The 24,971-nt window shown below is 57.0% G+C and carries 24 protein-coding genes; 7 read left to right on the forward strand and 17 right to left on the reverse strand.

From position 1 onward, the window contains the following. Positions 1 to 318: 318 nt before the first annotated feature. Together mdtJ and mdtI are read left to right on the forward strand one after the other, a co-directional pair. Positions 319 to 669, forward strand: a complete 351-nt coding sequence (gene mdtJ, locus AC6I7J_RS02380) for a multidrug/spermidine efflux SMR transporter subunit MdtJ (protein WP_058759849.1) — start codon at positions 319 to 321, stop codon at positions 667 to 669. Next, positions 656 to 985 (forward strand): multidrug/spermidine efflux SMR transporter subunit MdtI, encoded by a 330-nt coding sequence (gene mdtI, locus AC6I7J_RS02385; RefSeq protein WP_021509711.1) that lies wholly within the window; start codon positions 656 to 658, stop codon positions 983 to 985. Before mdtJ ends, mdtI begins: the two co-directional genes overlap by 14 nt. A 70-nt stretch (positions 986 to 1,055) precedes the next feature. On the opposite strand, the gene AC6I7J_RS02390 is transcribed toward mdtI, so the two are convergent. The 9 genes from AC6I7J_RS02390 to exuR all read right to left on the reverse strand — a co-directional run bounded on the left by AC6I7J_RS02390 (position 1,056) and on the right by exuR (position 6,425). After that, the gene (locus AC6I7J_RS02390) at positions 1,056 to 2,030 is read right to left on the reverse strand and encodes a glutathione S-transferase family protein (protein ID WP_021509710.1); all 975 of its coding nucleotides are present in this window, start codon (positions 2,028 to 2,030) and stop codon (positions 1,056 to 1,058) included. An 81-nt stretch (positions 2,031 to 2,111) separates the two neighbouring features. Next, positions 2,112 to 2,522 carry a DoxX family protein gene (locus AC6I7J_RS02395; protein ID WP_349844510.1) on the reverse strand — a complete coding sequence of 137 codons (411 nt, stop codon included), beginning with the start codon at positions 2,520 to 2,522 and terminating at the stop codon, positions 2,112 to 2,114. 206 nt (positions 2,523 to 2,728) lie between these two features. Then, the gene (locus AC6I7J_RS02400; RefSeq protein WP_010618800.1) at positions 2,729 to 3,013 is read right to left on the reverse strand and encodes a YqjK-like family protein; all 285 of its coding nucleotides are present in this window, start codon (positions 3,011 to 3,013) and stop codon (positions 2,729 to 2,731) included. After that, positions 3,010 to 3,405: a phage holin family protein gene (locus AC6I7J_RS02405; RefSeq protein ID WP_021312955.1), complete on the reverse strand. Its 396-nt coding sequence runs from the start codon at positions 3,403 to 3,405 to the stop codon at positions 3,010 to 3,012. Before AC6I7J_RS02405 ends, AC6I7J_RS02400 begins: the two co-directional genes overlap by 4 nt. A gap of 1 nt (position 3,406) precedes the next feature. Continuing rightward, the gene (locus tag AC6I7J_RS02410; RefSeq protein ID WP_021509708.1) at positions 3,407 to 3,712 is read right to left on the reverse strand and encodes an ElaB/YgaM/YqjD family protein; all 306 of its coding nucleotides are present in this window, start codon (positions 3,710 to 3,712) and stop codon (positions 3,407 to 3,409) included. 34 nt (positions 3,713 to 3,746) lie between these two features. Further along, positions 3,747 to 4,121: a DUF1090 domain-containing protein gene (locus tag AC6I7J_RS02415; protein ID WP_136546454.1), complete on the reverse strand. Its 375-nt coding sequence runs from the start codon at positions 4,119 to 4,121 to the stop codon at positions 3,747 to 3,749. A gap of 173 nt (positions 4,122 to 4,294) precedes the next feature. Next, positions 4,295 to 4,663, reverse strand: coding sequence for an EnvZ/OmpR regulon moderator MzrA (mzrA, locus tag AC6I7J_RS02420; protein WP_031280145.1), 369 nt, complete (start codon positions 4,661 to 4,663; stop codon positions 4,295 to 4,297). Beyond that, on the reverse strand, positions 4,663 to 5,337 hold the full coding sequence (locus AC6I7J_RS02425; RefSeq protein ID WP_021509705.1) for a DedA family protein: 675 nt from the start codon (positions 5,335 to 5,337) through the stop codon (positions 4,663 to 4,665). The genes mzrA and AC6I7J_RS02425 overlap by 1 nt, the downstream gene beginning before the upstream one ends. A gap of 335 nt (positions 5,338 to 5,672) precedes the next feature. Continuing rightward, a complete protein-coding gene (gene exuR / locus AC6I7J_RS02430; RefSeq protein ID WP_104188215.1) occupies positions 5,673 to 6,425 on the reverse strand; it encodes a transcriptional regulator ExuR in 753 nt (250 codons plus the stop codon). A gap of 298 nt (positions 6,426 to 6,723) precedes the next feature. Here exuR and AC6I7J_RS02435 point away from each other — a divergent pair, with 298 nt between their 5' ends. Both AC6I7J_RS02435 and AC6I7J_RS02440 read left to right on the forward strand, forming a co-directional pair. Then, positions 6,724 to 8,172, forward strand: a complete 1,449-nt coding sequence (locus tag AC6I7J_RS02435; protein ID WP_498006655.1) for a tagaturonate reductase — start codon at positions 6,724 to 6,726, stop codon at positions 8,170 to 8,172. A gap of 4 nt (positions 8,173 to 8,176) precedes the next feature. Next, a complete protein-coding gene (locus tag AC6I7J_RS02440) occupies positions 8,177 to 9,667 on the forward strand; it encodes a UxaA family hydrolase (protein ID WP_498006657.1) in 1,491 nt (496 codons plus the stop codon). 46 nt (positions 9,668 to 9,713) lie between these two features. On the opposite strand, the gene sstT is transcribed toward AC6I7J_RS02440, so the two are convergent. From sstT to AC6I7J_RS02455, 3 genes are all read right to left on the reverse strand, one after another. Beyond that, complete coding sequence (sstT, locus tag AC6I7J_RS02445; RefSeq protein WP_031280144.1) at positions 9,714 to 10,949, reverse strand: serine/threonine transporter SstT; 1,236 nt, start codon at positions 10,947 to 10,949, stop codon at positions 9,714 to 9,716. Between the two features lie 228 nt (positions 10,950 to 11,177). After that, the gene (locus tag AC6I7J_RS02450) at positions 11,178 to 12,149 is read right to left on the reverse strand and encodes a TerC family protein (RefSeq protein ID WP_021509700.1); all 972 of its coding nucleotides are present in this window, start codon (positions 12,147 to 12,149) and stop codon (positions 11,178 to 11,180) included. Between the two features lie 255 nt (positions 12,150 to 12,404). Further along, on the reverse strand, positions 12,405 to 13,391 hold the full coding sequence (locus AC6I7J_RS02455) for a Gfo/Idh/MocA family protein (RefSeq protein ID WP_394521324.1): 987 nt from the start codon (positions 13,389 to 13,391) through the stop codon (positions 12,405 to 12,407). 137 nt (positions 13,392 to 13,528) lie between these two features. Between AC6I7J_RS02455 and AC6I7J_RS02460 the strand changes: the two genes are divergently transcribed. Beyond that, on the forward strand, positions 13,529 to 15,217 hold the full coding sequence (locus AC6I7J_RS02460; protein ID WP_498006660.1) for a chloride channel protein: 1,689 nt from the start codon (positions 13,529 to 13,531) through the stop codon (positions 15,215 to 15,217). Here AC6I7J_RS02460 and AC6I7J_RS02465 read toward each other — a convergent pair. Further along, positions 15,214 to 15,714 carry a M48 family metallopeptidase gene (locus AC6I7J_RS02465; protein ID WP_021509697.1) on the reverse strand — a complete coding sequence of 167 codons (501 nt, stop codon included), beginning with the start codon at positions 15,712 to 15,714 and terminating at the stop codon, positions 15,214 to 15,216. The two genes, AC6I7J_RS02460 and AC6I7J_RS02465, sit on opposite strands and share 4 nt — an antisense overlap. 81 nt (positions 15,715 to 15,795) lie before the next feature. Between AC6I7J_RS02465 and rlmG the strand changes: the two genes are divergently transcribed. Continuing rightward, a complete protein-coding gene (gene rlmG / locus AC6I7J_RS02470; RefSeq protein ID WP_058771320.1) occupies positions 15,796 to 16,914 on the forward strand; it encodes a 23S rRNA (guanine(1835)-N(2))-methyltransferase RlmG in 1,119 nt (372 codons plus the stop codon). On the opposite strand, the gene AC6I7J_RS02475 is transcribed toward rlmG, so the two are convergent. The 4 genes from AC6I7J_RS02475 to AC6I7J_RS02490 form a co-directional block, all read right to left on the reverse strand. Then, on the reverse strand, positions 16,915 to 18,921 hold the full coding sequence (locus AC6I7J_RS02475; RefSeq protein WP_498006662.1) for a 2,4-dienoyl-CoA reductase FMN-binding domain-containing protein: 2,007 nt from the start codon (positions 18,919 to 18,921) through the stop codon (positions 16,915 to 16,917). It lies immediately after the preceding gene. A gap of 318 nt (positions 18,922 to 19,239) precedes the next feature. Beyond that, on the reverse strand, positions 19,240 to 19,863 hold the full coding sequence (locus AC6I7J_RS02480) for a response regulator transcription factor (protein WP_021509694.1): 624 nt from the start codon (positions 19,861 to 19,863) through the stop codon (positions 19,240 to 19,242). A 99-nt stretch (positions 19,864 to 19,962) separates the two neighbouring features. Then, positions 19,963 to 23,640 (reverse strand): ATP-binding protein, encoded by a 3,678-nt coding sequence (locus AC6I7J_RS02485; protein WP_498006665.1) that lies wholly within the window; start codon positions 23,638 to 23,640, stop codon positions 19,963 to 19,965. Between the two features lie 27 nt (positions 23,641 to 23,667). Continuing rightward, positions 23,668 to 23,841, reverse strand: a complete 174-nt coding sequence (locus tag AC6I7J_RS02490) for a hypothetical protein (RefSeq protein WP_498006667.1) — start codon at positions 23,839 to 23,841, stop codon at positions 23,668 to 23,670. A gap of 299 nt (positions 23,842 to 24,140) precedes the next feature. On the opposite strand from AC6I7J_RS02490, the gene AC6I7J_RS02495 reads away from it, so the two are divergent. Beyond that, complete coding sequence (locus tag AC6I7J_RS02495) at positions 24,141 to 24,842, forward strand: response regulator (RefSeq protein ID WP_058759838.1); 702 nt, start codon at positions 24,141 to 24,143, stop codon at positions 24,840 to 24,842. Positions 24,843 to 24,971: the final 129 nt, after the last annotated feature.

Consider the following 24,971-nt stretch of genomic DNA (forward strand, 5'->3'; position numbering starts at 1 on the left):
CCTGCGTAAAGAAACGCAAATCCGCAAAAATGTTCTTTTTCCTGTGCCAGAATAGGCGGGTGTTCAACTACTGAGGACAATTTTCATCCACACCGGGAAAAGCAACAACGTGGATAAGTTGTAAAATTATGGATAACCATTTCGTTACACTTTACGTATTAACCTCTTCACCCACCTGCATTTTCTCCTGCTCACTAAGCGATCGGCACTGGCGCTTCGCGCTGTAGTTTTTTCTCTCCTTGTTAGCTTTTTATCTTTTTCAGCTATCACGCTGCTGTTTGCGCGTGGATGGCGTTTATTTCTCACAGGAGAGAAATCATGCTGTACTGGATTTTATTAGCGTTAGCGATTGCTGCCGAAATTACAGGCACCGTGTCAATGAAATGGGCCAGCGTCAATGGCGGCAGCGCCGGCTATATTTTTATGCTGTTGATGATCGCCCTGTCATACATCTTCCTCACCTTTGCCGTTAAACGTATTGCCCTTGGCGTGGCTTATGCCATGTGGGAAGGCGTCGGTATTCTGTTTATCACCCTGTTCAGCGTGATGCTGTTTGACGAAGCGCTGTCGGTGATGAAGGCGGCGGGTTTGATCACGCTGATCGCGGGTATCGCGCTGATCAAAGCGGGGACATTCAGCCGTAAGGAGCTGCGTCATGACCACGCTTAACGTCGTGCATCTGGCCTGGCTGGCGCTGGCCATCGTGCTGGAAATTGTGGCGAACATCGCGCTGAAATACGCCAACGGCTTCCGTCGTCCGCTGTATGGCGTGGTATCGCTGGTGGCTGTCCTGGCGGCATTCAGTGCCCTGTCGCAGGCAGTGAAGGGGATCGATCTCTCGGTGGCCTACGCCTTGTGGGGCGGTTTCGGTCTGGTGGCTACCGTAGCGGCAGGCTGGATCCTGTTCGGACAACGCCTGAACACCCGCGGCTGGCTGGGCGTGGCGCTGCTGCTGGCCGGGATGGTGTTGATCAAATTTGCCTGAGGCAGCGCAATACAGCCTGCCTTCCTTTCCCAATAGTGGGAGAGAAGGGCAGGCATGCGTAAGCCAGCCGTTAACCGCGGCCGTGCGGCTCATCCCAGTCAAAAGCCGGTCCCAGCGAAATAACGCCGTTCGGATTGATGGTCTTGTGGCTGCAGTAGTAGTGATGGCGGATGTGCGGCAGGTTCACCGTATCGGCAATGCCCGGCATCTGATAAATATCGCGCAGGAAGCCGTTCAGGTTACGGTAATCGCTGATGCGGTGACGATCGCACTTAAAGTGGGTCACGTAGACCGGGTCAAAGCGCACCAGCGTGGTCCACAGGCGCAGATCGGCTTCGGTGAGGCGATCGCCGGTCAGATAGCGATGCTGACCCAGAATCTGCTCCAGCCGTGCCAGCGAATGGAACAGCGCGGTTACGGCTTCATCATAGGCCGACTGTGATGTGGCAAATCCACTTTTGTAGACGCCGTTATTGACGGTGTCATAAATCCAGCCGTTGAGTTCGTCGATCTTGTCACGCAACTCGGGCGGGTAGTAATCGCCGGCGCGAGCGCCCTGCGCGTCGAAGGCGCTGTTGAACATACGGATGATATCGGCGGATTCATTACTGACAATAGTGTGCTGCTTTTTATCCCACAGCACCGGCACGGTCACGCGCCCGCTGTACTGCGGATCGGCATGCAGATAGAGCTGATAAAGGAATTCGTTCTGATACAGCGAATCGCCGGTCGCGGCGGGGAAATCATCGTCGAAGGTCCAGCCGTTCTCCAGCATCAGCGGGTGCACCACTGACACCGAAATCATCTCTTCTAACCCCTTCAACTGACGCATCAGCAGGGTGCGATGCGCCCACGGGCAGGCCAGCGAAACGTATAAATGATAACGATCGCGCTCGGCGGCAAAGCCGGCTTTCCCGGTTGGCCCGGCGCTGCCGTCTGCCGTGATCCAGTTACGCCAGACTGCTTCTGTGCGTTTGAAGCGGCCACCGGTTGACTTCGTATCGTACCAGGTGTCATGCCAGACACCGTCAATCAGTTGTCCCATAAGCCCTCCATAAAAAAAACGGGGCGAGGAAAATCCCCGCCCCTGCTATTCAGTATATGTGCTGTTGCACGGCTTGTGTGCTTAGCGTGCGGTTGCTGGCATAAAGCGCTGACGAATCAGGCGGTCAATGCTGTAAGCGCCCGGACCCACCAGACCTAGCACCAGGAAACCACCGGCGATGGACAGGTTTTTCATGAACATCAGCTGGTTAACGCCTTCCGCAAAGTTGCTGTGGAACAGGAACGCGGTAAGCAGCGTGAAGCCGGCGGTGAACAGCGCGGTGAAGCGCGTCAGGAAGCCGAACAGAATCGCCAGGCCGCCGCCCAGTTCCAGCAGAATCACCAGCGGCAGCAGGAAGCCGGGCACGCCCATCGCCTGCATGTACTGTGCGGTGCCCGCATAAGCGGTGATTTTGCCCCAGCCGGCAGTAATAAACAGGATGGTCATTAATACGCGTGCCAGCAGCAGGCATGAGTCTTCGAATTTTTTCATCATTTACTCCAACAAGGTTTTTGGCGCAGGTTGTTGGCCTGCCGGTTTATTTTCCCGCTAAACCGCGTTAAACAGTTCGTCGGGCTGATGGAGGGAGATGATAGTCGCGCGCAGCAATAGTTGTAAGCGAGATAAACTGTCGATGTTATTCAGGAATTCTGAAGGAGGAAAACCGAACCTTTTCGATCCGGTTTAAGGTGAGGAAGTTAGCGTGGCGGCATCGCCGATTTGATCATGCGCCAGGTGCTCCACAGGCCGAGTCCGCGTTTGGCCCAGCGCATGATACGGTTCGGGCTGCGGATCGACCAGATGGCGAGCGCGCTGCTGCCAATCGCCAGATAGCGGCGCAGGCTGAGAAACGTCAGCCAGCCGCGATCGTACTGCGCGGTGCTTTCCAGCCAGTCGCGGCGCGCAGCGCTGAGATCCAGCCGCTGCTGCTGTACCTGATTAAGCAATTCATGAATGCGTGCTTCACGTTCACGCTGACTCATGAGCGATGCTCCTCGAGTAAGGTGCGATCGGTGTCCAGCTCTTTGCGCGTATGGCGCAACAGCGTGGACTGCCGGGATTTACGCAACGTCCATAAACCAAAAATCAGCGCCAGCGCGAATAGCACGCCGGTAGTGATGGCAATCGCCATCAGCCGGTACTGCGCATCCACCGCCCAGATAATCAGCACCATCAGGCTCATTAATCCGAAAGCGGTAAACAGCATGGTCAGGCCTATCATGATCAGCATCTGGATCAGATTGGCCTTTTCCTCTTCCAGCTCGGCAACGGCCAGCCGCACGCGTGTCTCGACCATGCCAACCAGCGTTGTCACCACGCGCTGACCTACATTGAAGACCCCTTTGCCTGGGCCGTGGCTCTGATTCTCGCTCATATCAACGACGTGAAATCAGGATGCCGATCAGCACGCCGACTGCTGCGCCGATACCCACGCCGTGCCACGGATTTTCACGCACGTAGACGTCCGCTTTTTCCGCCGCTTCACGCGTGGTCTGCGCGATGCGTTCGCCGGATTCGCCCAGCCGCTCGCGTGAACTCTCAATGGCACCGCGTGCTTTGTGACGCAGTTTATCCAGCTCGCTTTTCGACTTATCAGCCGAGCTGCTCAGCACTTCTTCCAGGGTGTCGGCAAGGTTTTTCAGTTCCGCACGCAGATGTTCAGATGTGGTGTCTTTAGCCATGGTGTTCTCCATTACATCATTTATTTAAGTCCGATTAATAAGGCTCGGCCTGCAGCTTTTTCAGCTCCTGGCGTGCCTCTTCCAGCTTCCGTTCGCGCTTACCGATCTTCTCCTGGTCTTTGCCTTCCTGGCGATCCTGCTGCAGTTCGCGCTCGCGCTCAGCCACTTTATGCTGCTGAGCTTCAATGCGTTCAGCGTGGGCGGATTTCAGTTTCTCGTCAGTGCAGTTGGCGCGGACTTCGGTCAGTGCGCGTTCCAGTCCGGTGACCCGGCGCTGGTTGTCGTGCTGTTTCGCCATCTCAATTTCGCGCTGAATATCCTGCTGTTTTTGCTGACACAGCGATTCCGCTGCCAGCAGTGAACCCGAGAGAGAGAAAAGAATCGCACCCAGCAGTAGTTGTTGTTTCATCAGGTTTTTACCTTCCATTGTTGACGACCTGTCGCAAACCGGACAGGAGGGGCATCCCAGCTTGTCGTCTGCTCGCGCTTACTTAAGAATAGACAGCAGACGAAAAAATTCAAAAAACACGCGGGGATAGCGAGGATTGAGGTGCCGCCGGGCGGTGAACCCGACGGCGGGGATCAGCTATAGGTGGGGCGATTAGCGTCCACCACCTGCTGTGACGCCTGCGGACCCGCCGCCACGACAAAGCCCTGTGGCAGCAGGCGGCGCAGTACTTTCTGCGCCGCCAGGCTCTGCTCTTCATTCTCAAAATGAATGACCAGCGCATCGCCTGCCGAGGTAATACTTTTAATCCGCACGCCCTGCGCCGAAAGCTGCTGATAGAGATAAAAGCCGTCCGGCAGATTGGTGCCGCTGTGTGCCACGCGGATCTTCACCACCGTTTCATGCTGCATCAGTTTGGGCACAATGCCGATAGCCAGCAGCGCCAGCACGCCAGCGCACAGCCAGGGGAGTAAACGCCTGGGAAAATTACGCAACCCTGTCATTACTGTGACTTCCCGTTCTGACCCGCCTGACGTTTACGCCACAGCACCACCAGTGAACCCACCAGACCGATGACCAGCAGCACCAGCGGCAGCAGCATCAGGCAGAACATCAGCTCATCTTCATAGCGGCGGAAAATAGGTGTTTTCCCCAGCGCAAAGCCGAGCACGGTAAGAATCAGCACCCACAGGAAGCCGCTCATCCAGTTAAAGAACTGGAAGCGGGCATTGCTCAGGCCAGAGAGGCCGGCAATGGTCGGCAGCAGGGTACGGACAAACGCGATAAAGCGGCCAATCAGCAGTGCAGACAAACCGTGGCGGTGGAACAGACTGTGGGCGCGCTGATGATACTGCGCGGGCAGATGGGAGAGCCATTTCTGCACCGTCGGCGTATTGCCAAGCCAGCGGCCCTGAATGTAACTGACCCAGCAGCCAAGGCTGGCGCCGGTGGTCAGCACCAGCAGGGTGAGCGGGAAGCTCATGGTGCCTTTCGCGATCAGTACGCCGACCAGAATCAGCAGACTATCACCGGGCAGAAACGCGGCGGGCAGCAGGCCATTTTCGAGAAACAGAATCATGAACAACACGCCATAAATCGCCCACACCAGCGTGGGGTCGGAGAGCATTTCGTAATCCTGCTGCCACAGGGCATGCAGCAATGCTTGCAAAATATCCATCAATCATTCCTGAACATCATTGTTAAACGTGCCCGTGAGGGGCTTAGGCGCAGGCGGGTTAAGTTATACATTTTAGGTATGCCACCTGAGCAGGATTTCCGGATCCATCCAGAATTGATTGTTAAATCAGCGACTTTTTATAGCCCTGTCGCAAAGGGTAAGAAAAGGGCGATAACTGTAACAAAAATCGCGGGATTCAGACAGTGTAAAGTCGCGGTCGCACAGGAGTTTTACCTTTTGACGCAGATGGTCAAAAGGAGCTTTACACGAGCTGACACTATTGCAGATTAACTGACTTTTTAGCCTGAAAATGCAGCGTTTCAGCCATTACGGCTTTAGGGCAGGATCACCGGATTTTCTGCGAACATGTAGCGGTCAACGTTGAACTCGAAATCATCGGCGGTGGCGTCGAACAACATCTGTTTAGTATTTTCCAGATGCTGCCACATCGCCAGTTTGCTGGCGGCGGGATCTTTGCGCATCAGCGCTTTTAAAATCTGGTCGTGATCGTCGCACCAGCTGGTGATATGGCGCGCGTCAATGTGTTCGTGCAGCTTGAGCCAGTAAGGATTATGCAGCCGGTGCCGCCACATTTTCTCTACGATGGCGGCCAGCGCGCTGTTTTGGGTGGCCTGGGCAATGCGCACGTGAAACTCCATATCCCATGTCGAATCGCGCGCGTGATCTTCCTGCCGGGCTTTTTCCTGAATTGCCAGCAGCGCCACGATGTCCTGTGGACGGATCTGCGTGGCGGCAAATTCGGCGACATTGCTCTCAATCAACTGGCGCGCCTGCAGCAGTTCAAAGGGGCCATAGCTGGCAAACTCCAGCTGATCGGCGGCGCTGTCGCGCGGTTGCGGCTGGTCGCTGATCACATGAATGCCGGACCCTTTGCGCACCTCGACGTAGCCTTCCACCTCCAGCATGATGATTGCTTCCCGCACCACGGTGCGGCTCACCTGGTGCGACTCCGCAATCATCCGCTCTGCCGGTAACTTTGCCCCCACGGCATAACTGCCCGCTTCGATACGCTGCTTGAGTTCGCTGGCGAGTTGCTGGTAGAGGCGGCGGGATTCGTTCAGGTCCATGATTTTTCGGTTCTGTGAAAGACGGTAAGTTGTTATACCACTTACCCTGCAATGTCGCAAAGCGCTGAAGCTGTTATACCATCTGGCAAGTTAAGAACCTGCGCGCCTGCTCAGGTTTGATGTTTAATTGATAGAATATACATATATTTAAGTTGATGAAAATAAGAGGCACGCCGGCTTTCGCCGTATGGCAATGATGGATAATGTGACGCAGTTGGCAAACAAATCTCCCTGTCGCTGAAATTGGTATGATAACTTTTGCGCATTAGCTGACCGATTTCATCTTCAAGGAAGCGACATGTTGCGACTCAACCGCCGCGATTTCCCCGGCGCACGCTATAGCGAACGCGTGATCCAGTTCGGCGAAGGCAACTTTTTACGTGCCTTTATCGACTGGCAGCTCGACTGGCTCAATGAACATCAGGGCACTGATGCCGGCGTGGTGGTGGTGCGACCGCGCAACCGGATGCAGACGGAGACGCTCAATCAGCAGGATGGCCTCTACACCACGCTGCTGCGCGGGCTGAATGACGCCGGGGAACCGCTCAGCGAAACCCGGCTGATCCGCAGCCTCAATCGTGAAATCCAGCCTTATCAGCAGTTCGATGAATTCCTGGCTCTGGCACGCGCGCCGCAGATGCGTTTTGTGTTCTCCAACACCACCGAGGCCGGCATCGCGTATGCCGAACAGGATCGGCTGGAGGATCAACCCGCGTCGTCGTTTCCCGGCAAACTGACGCAGCTTTTGTGGGCGCGTTATCAGCACTTTGCCGGTGCCGCCGATAAAGGCTGGCTGATCGTGCCGTGTGAGCTGATCGACCATAACGGCGACACGCTGCGCGCGTTAGTGCTGCGTTACTGCCAGCAGTGGCAGCTGCCAGCGGCCTTTACGCAGTGGGTGACGCAGCACTGCGCCTTTTACAACACCCTGGTGGATCGTATTGTCAGCGGCTATCCGCCGGATGGCGCACAGATTGCAGCCCAACTGGGCTATGACGACCGCTATCTGGTGGCCGGGGAGCGCTATTACCAGCTGGTGCTTGAGGGACCGGATGCGCTGATGCACGAGCTGCAGCTGACGGCGCTGGCGCCTGCCGTCAGGCGGGTGGATGACATCACGCCGTACAAAGCGCAGAAGGTGGCGATCCTCAACGGGGCGCACACTGCGCTGGTGCCGGTGGCGTTTCAGGCCGGGCTGGCGAGCGTGGGCGAGGCTATGAATGATGCGCAGCTGGCCGCTTTTGTCGACGCCCTGCTACGCGAAGAGGTGATCCCGACGCTGGATTTGCCGCGCGCCGAGCTGCACGCCTTTGCCGATGCGGTGCAGCGCCGCTTTCGCAATCCGTTTATTCACCATGCGCTGCTGGCGATTGCGCTCAACGGCATGACCAAATTCCGTACGCGCCTGCTGCCGGCGCTGTTGCAGGCGCAGCAGCAGTGTGGCGACTGGCCGCCGCGCCTCATCTTTGCCTTTGCCGCGCTGCTGGCGTTTTATCGCGGCCAGCAGGATGACCGGCAGTGGCCGCTGCAGGATGACGCGCACTGGCTGCAGCGTTTTGCCCGGTTGTGGCCGGCGGTTCTCACCGATCAACTCACCCCGCAGCAGCTGGTGAGCGACGTACTGAGCGACGCGCAGCACTGGGGCGAAGATTTAACCCAGCGGCCCGGCCTGGTCCCGGCGGTCAGCCAGCAGCTAAACAACATTCTCGTCCACGGCATGCGGACGGCCCTTAGCCAACTGAGATAACGCGATGCAACAGGCAATCAAAATACATTCACGCGACAACGTCGCCGTCGCGCTGCAGGATCTGGCGGCCGGCACCCAGGTTATCGTCGCAGAACAGCGGATTACGCTGCAGCAGGATATCGGGCGCGGCCACAAGTTTGCGCTGCAACCGCTCAACAGTGGTGAGCAGGTGATTAAATATGGGTTGCCGATTGCCCATGCCACTCAGCCGATCGCCGTCGGCGAGCTGATTCACTCCAGCAACGCGCGCACCAATCTGAGCGATGTCGACGAGTACGTATACCAGCCGGAACACCTCACGCTGCCACCGCAGGCGGCGGATCGTGAGGTGCAGATTTATCGTCGCGCCACGGGCGAGGTTGGCATTCGTAACGAGCTGTGGATTTTACCGACCGTCGGCTGCGTGAACGGCATCGCCCGGCAGATTGTGTCACGCTTTCTCCGGGAGAGTGACGACGCGGCCGGCATCGACGGCGTGCACCTGTTCAGCCATCCCTTCGGCTGTTCACAGCTGGGGCAGGATCACGAAAATACCCGCACCATGCTGCAAAATATGGTGCGTCATCCCAATGCCGGCGCGGTGCTGGTGATTGGACTCGGCTGCGAAAACAATCAGGTCGATATCTTTCGCGACACGCTGGGCGACTTTGACAGCCAGCGCGTGCAGTTTATGGAGTGTCAGCAGCAGGATGATGAAGTGGAAGCCGGCCTGCAGCGGTTGCATGCGCTGTACAACGTGATGCGTCACGACCGCCGCCAGCCGGGCAAACTGAGCGAGCTGAAGTTTGGTCTCGAATGCGGTGGCTCGGACGGCTTTTCCGGCATCACCGCCAATCCACTACTCGGCTGTTTCTCTGACCAGATGATCGCCAACGGCGGCACCACGGTGCTGACCGAAGTGCCGGAGATGTTTGGTGCCGAGCGCATCCTGATGAGCCGCTGCCGTGATGCGGCGATTTTCGACAAAACGGTGGCGATGATTAACGACTTCAAGCGCTACTTTATCGATCACCAGCAGCCGATTTATGAAAATCCATCGCCGGGCAACAAGGCGGGCGGCATCACCACGCTGGAGGAGAAGTCGCTGGGCTGTACGCAAAAAGCCGGGCAGAGTCAGGTGGTGGATGTGCTGAAATACGGTGAGCGGCTGCGCACGCCGGGGCTCAATTTGCTCAGCGCGCCCGGTAACGATGCGGTCGCCACCAGCGCGCTGGCCGGAGCCGGCTGCCATATGGTGCTGTTTACCACCGGACGCGGCACGCCGTACGGCGGCTTCGTGCCCACCGTGAAAATCGCCACCAACACGCCGCTGGCGGAGAAAAAGCCGCACTGGATTGATTTCAATGCCGGACGACTGCTGGAGGGCACCAGCATGGAGACGCTGCTGGCGGAGTTTGTTGAGACTATTGTGGCGATTGCGAACGGCCAGCCGGCGCGTAATGAAGCGAATGATTTCCGCGAGCTGGCGATTTTCAAAAGTGGCGTGACGCTTTAATGCGTCAGCGGTTAAAGCGCGGCACCGGAGCGTGCCGCGACACGGGTTAACCGGCGGTACGCGGCTGACGTTCCGCTTCCGCCTGACATACGGCGGCGGTAAACAGAATGTCGGTTGAGGAGTTCAGTGCGGTTTCGGCGGAATCCTGCAGTACGCCGATGATAAAACCGACCGCAACCACCTGCATCGCCAGATCATTAGGGATGCCAAACATGTTGCAGGCAACCGGAATCAGCAGCAGCGAACCGCCCGCCACGCCGGACGCACCGCAGGCACACAGCGAGGCGACAAGGCTCAGCAGAATAGCGGTGGGTACGTCCACGGCAATGCCCAGCGTGTGCACCGCAGCCAGCGTCAGTACGGTAATGGTGATTGACGCGCCCGCCATGCTGATGGTCGCGCCTAGCGGAATCGATACCGAATAGGTGTCTTCATCCAGATTCAGGCGTTTGGCCAGCGCCATGTTGACCGGAATATTCGCGGCCGAGCTACGGGTAAAGAACGCCGTCACGCCGCTTTCGCGCAGGCAGGTAAACACCAGCGGATAAGGATTGCGGCGGATTTTCTGAAACACCAGCATCGGGTTGACCACCAGCGCCATAATCAGCATGCAGCCAATCAGCAGCGTCAGCAGGTGAGCATACTGCCACAGCGCGCCGAAGCCGGTTGAGGCCAGAATCGATGCCACCAGGCCAAAAATGCCCAGCGGCGCACAGCGAATCACACAGCGCACCACCCAGGTCGCGGCATTCGACGCGTCATTCAGGAAGGCTTTGCTGCTTGGGCTGGCATGACGAAACGCCAGGCCAAGACCAATCGCCCACACCAGAATGCCAATGTAGTTAGCGTTCATCAGCGCTTCAATCGGATTGGCGACCATGCTCATCAGCAGGCCGTGCAGCACTTCGGTGATGCCGGACGGCGGGGTAATTTCGGTCGCGCCGACGTCCATCGACAGCGTCTGCGGGAACAGATGGCTGAAAATTACCGCGACCACCGCCGCGAAGAAGGTACTGAGCAGGTACAGCATGATGATCGGGCGAATATTGGTTTTTTGCCCCTGCTGATGGTTGGCAATGGAAGAGATCACCAGCACCAGTACCAGCAGCGGTGCCACGGCTTTCAGCGCGCGTACGAACAGTTCACCCAGCAGGCCGACGGCCAGCGCGGCATCGCGTGAAAGCCACGCCAGCGCCACGCCGGCAATCAGGCCGATCATGATTTGTTTTACCAGGCTTCCTGAGAACAGCGCACCCAGCGGTCGAAGAAGATTATTTAGCATATTACGGTCTTTTTATCGCGGTATGAGTGTTGTGCGCGGTTGCTCCGCGCCAAACGGTTTGCCCGGCGGAGTATAAGGAAAAGTCCTGGCGAGAAAAGAGATAATTCTGCCGGTGCGCGCCAGATCGATTTTTTGATCTGCTGATGACAGGAAGTGTGACAGAGATATGAAACGCGAAGGTTGGCACTGGCGAAACAAAGCAGGGGCGATTAGCGCCCCTGCAGAAGATTATCGTGAGATGCCTTTCTGGTCGTTTCTGTGGTTTACCCAGGCGTTAATCAGCAGCGTACCGCCGAGAATCACGCCGACCACCGTCAGCGAGATCGCCACCGGAATGTGGTAGAACTCGACGATCAGCATCTTGATACCGATAAACACCAGCACGATCGCCAGACCGTACTTCAGCATCGAGAAGCGCTCTGCCACGTTGGCCAGCAGGAAGTACATAGCGCGCAGGCCAAGGATGGCGAACAGGTTAGAGGTCAGCACGATGAACGGGTCGGTAGTGACGGCAAAAATAGCCGGAATACTGTCGACAGCGAAAATAACATCGCTTAGCTCCACCATAATCAGCACCAGCAGCAGCGGTGTGGCAAACAGCACGCCGTTTTTGCGGGTGAAGAACTTTTCGCCGTGCAGTTCATCGGTCATGCGCAGATGCTTACGCAGCCAGCGCACCACCGGCTTATCGCCGACGGCAGCGTCATCGCCCTCTTTAGCGAAGGCCATTTTGATGCCGGTAAACAGCAGGAAAGCGCCGAAGATGTAGAGGATCCAGCTGAACTGTGTGACCAGCCAGCTGCCGGCAAAGATCATGATGGTACGCAGCACAATCGCGCCGAGCACGCCGTAAATCAGCACACGGCGCTGAAGATTAGACGGAATGGCGAAATAGCTGAACAGCATCAGCCAGACGAAGACGTTATCGACCGCCAGCGCTTTTTCCAGTACGTAACCCGTCAGGAAAGCGAGGGTTTGCGCGGTTGCGACTTCGCGCCCGGCGCTGCCGTCGAGATACCACCAGAACGCGGCGGCAAACAGCAGAGAAACGGAGATCCATACCAGCGACCAGACGGCAGCCTGTTTGAATGACATGGTTTGTGCGCCGCGTCGTCCCTGTAAGAAGAGATCGATCGCCAGCATGATGAGCACGACGACAGCGAAGCTGCCCCAGAGTAACGGTGTGCCTACAGAGTGCATAGTCGTATCCTGTCCTGAAAATGAAAAAACGGCTGAGTCAGAAGACGTCAGCCGCTTTATAGAGCTGCAAGCAAACCTCGCCTTCCGGCAAGGTCTCACTTACAACACAGAATCAATTCCGGGTTGCCTGACGACCGGATGCGCTACGCATCGTAATGACGATCGGTCAGCTTACAAGTTACTCCCCTTTGCTGCGGCCAACATACGTGCAAGCGCGAGCAGATTCAATGGGTGAGCTGTAATATTTTGCAATATTTACACTTCTTTCCGATCCGCCGGAAACACCACGCCGGTCTGGCGACGAATCTCTGTCAGCAACCGGGCGGTTATGCGTGACACCTCCAGCGCAGGGTGCTCAACCTGGCGCGTTTCCACCAGCCGGGCAAAGGTCTCTGCTTCATACAGCATAGTATTGATGTGCTGTGGCTGCGTCAGGTTCTGGCTCTCGCCGCCGCGCGGAATCAGGCGCAGCTGCTGGCACTCGGAAATTTTCTCTATCACCAGCGAGCCGGCTTCGCCCTGGATTTCGCTGGGAATCAGTGAATCACTGACTTTTGAGTGCAGCAGCGTGACGTCGAAATCGCCGTAGTCCAGCACTACCACGCCGTGTGCATCGACGCCGCTTGCCAGCAGCGAGGCCTCAGCTTTCACCTGCTGCGGCGCGCCCCACAGGGTAACGGCAGCGGCGAGACAGTAGTAGCCAATGTCCATGATCGAACCGTTGGACCAGCGCGGGTTGAAGGTATTCGGGTTCTCACCGTCGAGATAGCGCTGATAGCGTGACGAGTACTGACAGTAGTTGAACAGCGCTTTGCGCAGTGTGCCCAGCTGCGGCAGCGCCTGTTGCAGGCGCAGGAACGTCGGCAGACTGGCGGTTTTGAACGCCTCAAACAGCACCACCTGATGCTGACGCGCACAGGCAATCATCGCCTCAGCTTCACGCAGGTTAGAGGCCAGCGGTTTTTCGCAGATGACGTGTTTGCCGTGCGACATGAACAGCAGCGCCTGCTCACAGTGCAGCGCATTGGGGCTGGCGATATACACCGCGTCGATTTCCGCACTTGCCGCCAGCGCCTCCAGTGAGGTAAAGGTCAGCGGACAGGGATAATCCGCGACAAAGGCGTCGGCCTGCTGCTGACTGCGTGAATAGACGGCGCTCAGTTTCATTTTGACGCTCTCATGCGCGGCGTCGATAAACTGGCGGGTGATCCAGTTGGTTCCCACAATGGCAAAACGTATCACGGCTGGTTCTCCTGCACTCTGAAAGCGGCAGAGTAGCATGTTCCCTGGCGGCGCAGGCAGGCGAAATTTGATCCTGCGATCCGCATTCCAATATGATGATGCTAAACCCTTTTTTAACCGACATGCGGGGACGCCGGGTGAGCGGAAGCAAACACGCACTGAACTGGACCACACTGCTGATCGCCATTCCGGTGGGCCTGGTGGCCTCGCTGGTCACGCTGGCGTTTCGCGGCATCATCGATCTCATCAATCATCTGCTGTTTCACAGCGACAGCGAAATCACGGTCGCGATGCACGTCTGGCCGTGGATCTTCTGGCCGATGCTGGTGGGGGCGGGCGGGCTGCTGGCCGGCTGGTTCCTGCGCTACGCGGTGGCGATTGAGCAGCAGGAGACGGTGAAAACCGATTACCTTGAAGTGATTAACGCGCGGCTGGATGCGGTGCCCACCAAAACCTCGCTGTTTCGCGCACTGTCGTCGATTGCCAGTATCGGCAGCGGGGCGTCGATTGGTAAAGAGGGGCCGATGGTGCAGTTGTCGGCGCTGAGCGGCAGCCTGCTGGGGCGCTGGCTGCCAGCGTCCCTCAATATGCGCAACAGCGACATCGTCGCGATGGCCGCCGCCGCCGGTCTGTCGTCGGTGTATCACGCCCCGCTGGCGTCGGCGATTTTTGTCGCGGAAATTGCGTTTGGTATCTCTGCGCTACAGCGGCTGATTCCGCTGATTATCGCCTCGGCAGTGGCGGTGATGACCATGTGGTCACTGGGCTTTCGCAGCGCGCTCTATCCGCTCTCCGACACGCTGTTTCAAATGGATCTCACCAGCCTGCTGATGACGGTAATCATTGGTTTTGCTGCGGGCGTGGCGGCCTGGCTGTTAATCAAGCTGATTGCACGCAGCAAAGCGTTGTTCAGCCGCGTGCGCTCGCTGCCGCTCAGGCTGGGCGCAGGTGGCTTTGCGGTTGGCTTACTGGCGCTGATCTCCACCGATATCCTTGGTAACGGCTATGAAGTGATCGTGAAAATCATTGAAGGCAACTATCTGCTGGCCGGTTTGCTCGGCCTGCTGGTGCTGAAAATGCTGGCGACCACGCTCTCGGTCGGCTCCAACGCGGTAGGCGGCCTGTTCACGCCCTCATTATTGATTGGTGCGCTGCTCGGCGTGGCGCTGGCGCAGACTGGCGTGCTGCTGCATCTGCCGGTGGGCAATACGCTGCTATATGCGGCGGTGGGCATGGCGGCGGTGCTGGCGGCGGTCAGTCAGGCGCCGCTGATGGCGATGCTGATGGTGCTGGAGATGACGCTTAACAGCAGCCTGCTGTTCCCACTGATGATCGCCTCGGTACTGGCGTCAATGCTGGTCTACCGGCTGCAGTCCGCCAGCACCTATCCGGTGGTAAGCCATCACCTTAATCGTTCAGAAGCGAAATATGATTTTGATAATATGCGGGTTGATCAGCTGATCATCCCCGGCGCGGCGCTGCAGCCGGCGGAATCGGTCGGGCAGGCGCTGGCGGTGAGTTCGCTCAAGCGCGAGCGCTACGTCTACGTCATTAATCAGGCCGGTCAGTTTCTTGGCGTAGTATCAATTCATGACATTTCGCGCAAAGTGCTGGCACAGGAGATCACGCTGGATTCGCCGGTCAGCAGCGTGATGGATGATAATTTCCCCTGCATTTACCAGCACCAGAGCATGCGTGAAGGCTGGGAGGCGTTTGCGCGCGTGACGCTGGAGCGTTTACCGGTGCTGAATAATGCGCAGGAGCGTCGCTTCCTTGGCGCATTGACCAAAACCAGTCTGATCCAGAAAGCGCAGGAGTTTCTTTAGGCTGCGTTGCCGCGCAGCGCCTGTTCGGTCATCCACAGGCGCGCGTCGAACTCCAGCTGGTGGTAGTCCGGTTCCATGTGGCAGCACAGCTGATAAAACGCTTTGCTGTGATCTTTCTCTTTCAGGTGCGCCAGTTCGTGTACCACGATCATGCGCAGAAAGGGTTCCGGCGCGAGGCGGAAAAAGGTCGAGATGCGAATTTCGGCCTTGGCTTTCAGGTTACCGCCCTGCACGCGGGAAATGGCGGTGTGCAGGCCAAGCGCATGCTTCATCACTTTGATTTTATTATCCCAGATGACCTTGCTCACCGGCGGCGCGCTGCGCATATAGCGGTTTTTCAGCGCCTGCGTGTAGTCATAAAGCGCGCGGTCGCTGACGACGTCGTGCGTATCGGGATAGCGCTGCTGCAAAAAGGCGGCTAATCGCTGATTATCAATCAGCACTTGCACCTGTTCGAGGATGTTTTCAGGGTAACCCTGCAGATAGATTAATGACATTGGGATTCCCGACGAAAGACAGTATACTGCGCCCCCTTTTCAGGGCGAAAATCGCGCAAAGTGTACCACGCCGGAGATTCCATGAGCCAACTTGAACTGACCGATCGCACGCTGACGCTTCAGCGCTTCCCGCCGATGCGCGAAGAGAGCCCGCTACAGGCGTGGGACGCCGCAGATGAATATTTGCTGCAGCAGGCGCTGCCGGCAGGCCCGGTGCTGGTATTCAATGACAGCTTTGGCGCGCTGACCTGCGGGCTGAACGATCGGGAAATCTGGCACGTCAGCGACTCGTGGCTCAGCCAGCAGGCCGCCCGGCAGAATCTGCGTCTCAACGGTCTGGATGAAGCGTCGGTACACTTTCTTGATAGCCTGGCGCCGTTGCCGGCTGCCCCGGCGGCGGTACTGATTAAGCTGCCCAAAGCGCTGGCGCTGCTTGAGCACCAGCTGCGCGCGTTGCGGACGGTCGTCACGCCGGATACCCTGATTCTGGCGGCCGGTAAAGCCAAAGATATCCATAATTCCACGCTGCAGCTGTTTGAACGCATTCTCGGTGAGAGCAAAACCTCGCTGGCGTGGAAAAAAGCGCGTCTGATTTACAGCCATTTCAGCGCCCCGGCGCTGGCGGACGTGCCGGCGACCACCGTGTGGCCGCTCGACGAGACGCCGTATCACATCCACAATCACGCCAATGTGTTCGCCCGCGCGGCGCTGGATATTGGCGCGCGCTTCTTTCTGCAACACCTGCCGCACGATATTGAGGGCGAAATCGTCGATCTCGGCTGCGGTAACGGCGTGATTGGCCTGCAGGCGCTGGAACAGAATCCGCAGGCCGAGGTGCTGTTCGTCGATGAATCTTACATGGCGGTGGCTTCCAGCCAGCTCAACGTTGAGCTGAACCGGCCACAGGATCTGGCGCGCTGCCAGTTTCGGGTTAACAACGTGCTGAGCGGTTTTCCGTCGGACCGGCTGCATGCGGTGCTGTGCAATCCGCCGTTCCATCAGCAGCACGCGGTCACCGACCACCTGGCGTGGCAGATGCTGCGTGACGCCAAACGCTGCCTGCAGTATGGCGGCGAGCTGCGCATCGTCGGCAACCGCCACCTTGGCTATCATCAGAAAATGAAGAAGCTGTTTGGCAACTGCGAGCTGGTGGCCTCTAACGCCAAATTTGTGGTGCTGCGTTCGGTCAAGCTGCGTTAATCACAGGCTGAGCGCCAGCTCAGTGGCCTGAGCGATGGCGCGCCGTGCATCCAGCTCCTGCGCGACGTCGGCACCGCCGATCAGCCGCACGGCTTTGCCGCGTGCGGCCAGCGCCTGCGCCAGCGTACGCAGCGGTTCCTGACCGGCGCAAACCACGATGTTATCTACCGCCAGCGTCAGCGCTTCCCCCTGATGGCGCAGGTGCAGCCCGTCATTATCAATCTTCAGATACTCGACATCGCCCCACATCTGCACGCCGTGCGCCTGCAGGCTGGCGCGATGGATCCAGCCGGTGGTTTTCGCCAGCCCGGCGCCCGGTTTGCCGGATTTACGCTGCAGCAGCCAGATCTGGCGGTCGGCAGGAGCCGGCTGTGGACGCATTAAACCGCCGCGCGCCTGAAGGCTGCGATCGATGCCCCAGTTTTGGTAGAAGTCTTCCTCGCGACCGGCGTGCTGCAGCAGAAACTCCGCGGTGTCGAAACCAATGCCGCCGGCACCGATAATCGCCACGCGCCGGCCAACCGGTTTTTTGTCGCGTATCACCTCGAGATAGCTCAGCACGCTGGGGTGATCGATGCCCGGAATCGCCAGCTGGCGCGGTGTGATGCCGGTCGCGATGATAACTTCATCCGCCTGTTCCAGTTCGTCGGCGCTGACGCGATGATTCAGGCACAGCTCAACGCCTGCGGCTGCCAGCTGATGGCGGAAATAGCGCAGCGTTTCGCTGAACTCCGCCTTGCCGGGGATCTGGCGGGCAATATTGAACTGGCCGCCTATCTGCGCATCGGCTTCGTACAGGGTGACGCGATGGGCGCGCTGCGCCGCCTGCAGCGCGAACGCCATACCGGCCGGACCGGCACCCACCACCGCCAGCCGTTTTGGCTGCGCGGCGGCGATGACCGGCATCAGCGTTTCATGACAGGCGCGCGGATTGACCAGGCAGGAAGTGACCTTACCGGCAAAGATTTGATCGAGACAGGCCTGATTACAGGCGATGCAGGTATTGATGGCGTCGGGCTGGCCCGCCTGCGCTTTGCTGACAAACGCGGCATCGGCAAGAAATGGCCGCGCCATCGACACCATGTCGGCAATACCGTCGCGCACAATCTCTTCCGCCACCTGAGGATGATTAATACGGTTGGTAGCGATAACCGGTACGCTGACGTGCTGGCGCAGATGCTGCGTGACCCAGGCGAAACCGGCACGCGGCACGCAGGTGGCAATGGTGGGAATGCGGGCTTCATGCCAGCCAATGCCGCTGTTGAACAGCGTCACGCCGCGCTGCTCCAGCGCCGTGGCAAGCTGCAGCGTCTCCTGCAGCGAGCTGCCGTTATTCACCAGGTCGAGCATCGACAGGCGAAAAATAATAATAAAGGCATCACCGACGGCGGCGCGCACCGCCTGCGTCACTTCCAGTGCAAAGCGCTGCCGCCGCGCCACATCACCGCCCCAGCCGTCGTCGCGCTGATTGGTATGGGCGACCAGGAACTGATTAATCAGGTAGCCTTCGGAACCCATGATTTCGACGCCGTCGTAACCGGCCTGCTGCGCCAGCCGGGCGCAGCGCGCGAAATCCGCGATGGTTTGTTCAATCTGCGCTTCACTCAGTGCCTGCGGTGTAAACGGGTTGATGGGCGCCTGTAGCGCCGAGGGCGCCACCAGATCGCGCTGATAACTGTAGCGCCCGGCGTGCAGGATCTGCAGCGCAATTTTGCCCCCCTGTGCATGTACTGCATCGGTTATCTGGCGGTGCCAGCCGCACTGGGTTTCGTTTGTGAGCATGGCTCCGCCCTGCGCCACCACACCCTGCGCATTCGGCGCGATGCCGCCGGTCACAATCAGCGCAACGCCTTCCCGGGCGCGCTCGGCGTAGAAGGCGGCGAGGCGCTGTGCGCCATCGGCATGCTCCTCCAGACCGGTGTGCATTGAGCCCATCAGGAAACGGTTTTTCAGTTGCGTAAAGCCCAGATCAAGCGGGGCAAACAGATGCGGATAACGCTCAGTCATGATCACTTACTCAGTGAGTGGTCGGATGAGTGAACTCTAGCGGGAAAAGTGCGGGCTGGAAATTTGCGGCGCTCAGCCTGTGAGAAACATCAAAAAAAAGCAGGGCGGCAAGTCGCAGACGAAAGTATCGGACCACTTTCGCCAGGCACGGGAAGAAACCTGCGCGCCCTGTAATGGCATGAAGATTGGGCTAATAAATTAGCTCTGTGGTTATAAATTCCTGTATGACTCAATCTCTATAACAATCCCGGGTGAGGACGAGGTGATGATGCCATGCCTCAGTCGAATTAATCCGCAAGACTGGTCTTGATTTTGGCTTCAGCAGGCACCATTTCGCCGTGCCAGTTCGATAATATCGACCAGATTCTTTGATTCGAGCTTTTGAAAAATCTTAGTTTTATAAGTACTGATAGTTTTGTTATTTAATCCTAATTCACAGGCAATGATTTTATTGGATTTTCCCTGCGCCAGCTGACGTAAAATAAGCGTTTCCCGCTCGGTCAGGCGCGACAACATATCCTGTTCATTCACATAGCGCTGGCGCCGGTCAAGAATATCGCCGGGCAGATAATTTACATTGTTAAATACGCAGCCAATGGCAGCGATCAGCGTCTGAATCGGATCGTATTTCGACACGAAGCCGTTAGCGCCCTGACTAAGCGATTGTATAAGCAGGTGATTGTTACTGCTCTGACTGAGCAGAATGACTTTCATCCAGGTTTTAGATTTTACGATATCGCGTAAAAAGGCGATGCCATTTTTCTCTTTAAAATCAGGATCTAAAATCAGGATGTCGATGTGCTGATGAATAACATCGTCAATACCATCATTAATTGTGTTTGCTGTAGTGACACAATTAAAGCCATTCATTAATAATAAAGCCTGCACCCCAGCCGCAACAAGGCGATGCTCATCAACGATGAGAATTTTTGCATTAAACATAGATCTCCCTTTTACGACACCGATATGATGGCGCTGGCGGACATTATGTCTGGCGGCTTATCCCGGCGAACCGAGAAATGTCTTGATAAGATTATGTTTTTATAAAACCTGCTGATTTTTCAGCCGATATTGTTCAAAGATAATTAATGTTTCATTGACGGCGTTAATTTCGCACGCGATGGCGGCAATCAGCTGCGCGACATCGTGTCCTTCCTGCTGGTGTTTCTCCAGCTTGCGCCCCAGCTCCATCAGCGCGCTGGCGTTAAGAATGCTGGCACCGCCTTTCAGCTTATGGCCAAGCTGTGACAGCGCGTGGGCATCAGTGGTTTGCTGCAGTGCCGCCAGCAATTCATCGTGGCTGGTGCGAATACTTTCCAGCAGGGTGATGCAGCTGGCAGGATCGCGCTCAGCCAGCTGCATCAGCAGCGGCGCAAAAGTCGGAACCGCCACAGGGGCCGGCAGCGCGGCGACGGCGGTATCAGCAACAGGTTGCCCGGTCACGGCTGCTGCAGCCTCGCTGTCAGGCACGTTTGGCGTGCGGCGCGGACAGTGGGTGATTTGCGCCAGCAACGTATCCAGATTAAGCGGCTTGAACAGACAGTCGTTCATGCCAGCCTGCAGGCAGCGCTGCATGATGTGCTGCTCGGCGGAGGCGGTCAGGCCGTATAGCGTGATCGGCGGCAGATGATGGTGGCGTTCATGTTGGCGCAGCGCCTGGGCAAATTCAAACCCGTTCATACCGGGCATATTGCAGTCGGTAATGATCAGGTCAAAGCGCAGCGGATCCTGCTGCCACAGTTTCAGCGCTTCGACGGCGCTTTCGCTCACCACCACCTGATGGCCCGCCAGCTCCAGCTGTTTACCCAGCAGCAGGCGATTGGGCGCATGATCATCAATCACCAGCACTGACAGCTTGTCGGTGACCAGCGGCTGTGACAGATGCGGTTGGGTTTGATCGCGCGGTTCGCCGGCCGGCGCGCGGAAGTAGAAGGAGAACACCGATCCTTCACCTGGCGTACTCTCCACAATCAGTTCGCCATCCAGCAGCTCTGCCAGATTGCGGCAGATGCTCAGGCCAAGACCGGTGCCAATCTGCTGCTGCTGACGTTCCCCGACCTGGACAAATGGCTCAAAAATCGCCTGCTGCTGCTCCTCGGTCATGCCGCAGCCGTCATCGCTCACTTCTATGACGAACTCACAACCTTCCTCTTCCTGGCCAATCCCCTGCATCAGCACCACGGTTACGCTGCCGCGATCGGTAAATTTAATGGCGTTACTCAACAGGTTAGACAGGATCTGGTTGATCATCAGCGGATCGGTCTGTACCCAGTAGGCCGCGATGTCCATTTCCACGCGCAGATCGATCCCTTTGCTTTCGGCTTTGTTGCGAAACAGCGTCACCGCCTGATCGATAACATCCGGCAGGTAAACGGTTTCCGGCGTGGGTTGATACTGGCCTGATTCGATCTTCGACAGATCGAGGATATCGCCGATCAGCGACAGCAGCGCGCGCGCCGAGCTGTAGGCGACGCGAATATTCTCTGACAGCGTCTCACACGGCTGCGAGCGGGTTTCCAGCTCCAGCAGACCAATGATGGCGTGCAGCGGCGTGCGGATCTCATGGCTCATGCTGGCGAGAAACTCACTTTTGGAGCGGTTGGCTTTGTCTGCGGTGTCCTTGGCCAGCTGCAGCTCCTGCAGCAGCGCGTTACGTTCGGTGACATCGACCCAGCCGCCGATCACCCCGGCAACTTCCCCCAGCCGATCGCGAAACGGCAGCGTCCAGTGATACAGATGGAAGGCCTGCTGGCCAAACATCAGCTGGACGTCGCGCATTACCGCTTCACCATCCAGCAGCGTCTGCTGGTAACCATCTTCAATGGTATGAATGCTGGCGTTATTGGTGTTGAACACGTCCGACAGTCGTTTGCCGATTACCTCGTCGCGTTTGATGTGCAAAAAGCGCAGATAGGCATTGTTACAATCCACCAGCCGCGTTTGCTTATCGCGGATGTACATCGCCACCGGCGAGTCATTAAACAGCGTGTGGGTAAAATTGAGCTGATTTTTCAGCGCATTCTCGGCCTGCATACGCTGCTGAATCACTTTGCGCAGATGGTGGTTCCACAGCAGGATCAGCAGAATCAATCCCAGCGATACCGAAACGATCAGCAGAATCGTTTGCTTATAGTTCTGCCACGAGCTACTGAGAAACGGCGGTTCCGCCTGACGCCACTGCGCCATCAGCTTAAACAGCGTTTCCGGCGGGATGGCCAGCAGCGCTTTATCGAGAATGCTGATCAGCGTCTCATTGCCTGGCTCTACGCGCATCACAAAGCGCGCGGGATCGGCGCCCAGCGTACCCTCGACGATCAGCCCGCTGCCAAAATGGTTGCGCAGATGATAGTCGGCAAAAATTTTCGGCACGATCACCGCATCGACCTTGCGCGCCAGCAGCTGGCGCAGCGCATCCAGCGGACGATCGGTATCGCTGACCGACAGGTGCGGATAGTGCTCCTGCAGCCAGCTTTTCATTAGCGAATTTTTTAGCATCAGCGCCGAACCAAACGGAAAGGTGTCGCGCGCCATAATGTTTCGCGGCTGCTGATTGCGGATGATCACCCAATGCGAAACCAGCCACGGACGCGTAATCAGAGGCGACTGCGCTTCGAACTGTGGCTCCAGAATTTCCAGCGGAAACAGCTTTGGCAAAGGACGTCCGCCGGGGTGTTCATGACTGGCGTGCGCCACAAAATTCAGGCCGGTCTGGCTGGTGATCAGCTCCAGTACGTCCGGCGCCATGCCGCGAAACTGCTCTGCTGGCGTCCGGCTGCTGAGCGGTGCCTGCGCCAGCGGCAAGGTGGTCTCGATGTGAATGTTGTTTTGCAGCCACTGCTCTTCGTCGGCGGTCAGCGCCAGTGGATTGCGTTGCAGTACATGATGGGGATCGAGCTGCCAGCGTTTGGCAATCTGCATGCGGATAGACAGCGGAATCTGCGGCAGCGCCTGGTTGATGGCGTCGGCTAGCGCAGGATACAGCGGACTGATGCCGAAACCGACGTTGAGCGGAATCGTATGCTCATCGGCCAGAATAGTAAGCGCGTTGGCAAACAGATAGCGGTTGAGGTGCGTCAGCGTCGCCGCATTTCCCCAGACGCGCGCCGTCTGACCATAAACGGTGGCGGCGACGGCATCATAGTAGCCCGGGAAACGCACCAGCTGCGCGTTTTCGTATGTCTCTTCCAGGTACTGGCGCTGCAGCGGCGTGCCTGACCAGGCAATTTGCTCGGGCATGCCGTTATTGAGAAAAAGGTCGCTGTCGGTCTTCAGTCCCATCACGCTGTAATCCAGCATCCACGGGGCGCTGGCCAGCAGCGGCTGCGACTGTGACGACGGCTGGGCGACGTAAATCGCCAGCATATGCATTTCGCCTTTCAGCACCGCCTGCTGCGCGGCGCTATGACTGGGGAAGTGATAAAGCTCAATGCTGGTCTCCAGCATGCTTTGAATCAGCGACAGGTAATCGGCGCTCAGGCCTTCGAAGCGGCGCGTATCGGTATCCATATATATCGGTGGCTGTGATTTACCGGCCACCGCGACTTTAATCACTTTATTTCGAAAGGCTGAAGAGATGGGCTCCGCCAGCTGCAGCGCGGGCTGTGCGGTATCGTAACGTGCTAAAAGCTGCAAAGGTTTGACCTCCGCCTGCAGCGCGCCGCCAAAAAAAATAAACAGGACCACGCCCGCCAGACGGATGAAATTAACAGGATTAAACACCGTGCGTTCCTGAAGAAAATAAAGTCATTAATGCCGATAAGGGAAAAGGAGTATAAAGAGATTTTTCCCGCCTGCCTGATTTAAAGCCGCATTAATGATATTTTGCGACCATTCTCGAATGTTTAACTTATTATTAACATTTGCAGTTTTTTTTAGATGTTGCTTTTTCTTTGATTTCAAAAATTTCAACGGTTTATCCATAAAATGACCTTTCAAGACAATTCTTATGTGGTCCTTTCGCAGAGTTACGTCAGAATTTTCGCAGTTTTTCCGGGGCCGCTAACCGCTGCTGTCCATTCATCCGGTAAAACTACCTTTTAATTAGCGGTAATAAGTTAAACGCGTAAGAAAAATTCTAATTTTTGTTAACCTGGTGACGTTTGGTTTAAACCATTGCAGGCGATTTTCTCTGCAGCGGTCAGCGCATACTTTCAGGTCATTTTCACTGGTGTGGTTATCAGTACTGGACAAAATTGAGACTGTAATAAAGGAATAAAAGAATGGTATATGCACATAATAAACAGGTGCGTGTCGCTGTCCTTGATGATCACCCGATGGTTCGTACCGTTTTCGAGTTATGCCTGAAACACGAACCCGATATTCATCTGGTCGGGACCTGGTCTTCAAGTAATGAACTGTTTAGTCAGCTGCGCAGCACCACGGTGGATGTGCTGGTGCTGGATTTTTTGCTGGGCGAGCGTGAACTGGATGGCCTGGCCCTGGTGAAACAGCTGCGAAATCACTATCCGCAGCAAAAGATTTTGATCTCATCGTCCATGGAGAGTCCGGCGATTGTCAAAATGGTGCTGAGCGCCGGCGTTAAGGGCTTTATTGGAAAAAGCCACAATATGCAGGAGATCGTCCAGGCGATTCGTCAGGTGGCGCAGGGGCGGCTATTCCTGTCGCAGGAAGTGGCGTACGAGGTGGAAAACCTCTACGTGATGAATGAAGACGCCATCAACGAAAACCTCGATCTCTCCAGCAAAGGCAATATGTACGAGAAGGTCAAAACCCTTAGTCCGCGCGAAGTAGAAGTGGTGCGCTGTTTTCTGGATGGGCTCAGCGTGTCGCAAATTGCCGTGAAGTTTAAACGCAGCCGCAAAACCGTGAGCGGACAAAAGCAGTCGGCGCTGAAAAAGCTCGGCCTGCGCTCGGATTCGGAATTGTTCAAATACAGCCACGACCTGATGTCGGGCAGCTAATCCTTCTTTAAGGCGGTCAGGGATGGCCGCCGTCTGCTTTTCCGCCTCTCTGCGTCACGTTCCCGGTAACAGCCGTTTTGTAACATCGTTTTGAGTGATGTTTGTCACAGTTTCGCCGGCCGTATCCCG

It is taken from the genome of Type-C symbiont of Plautia stali (genome assembly GCF_059730935.1).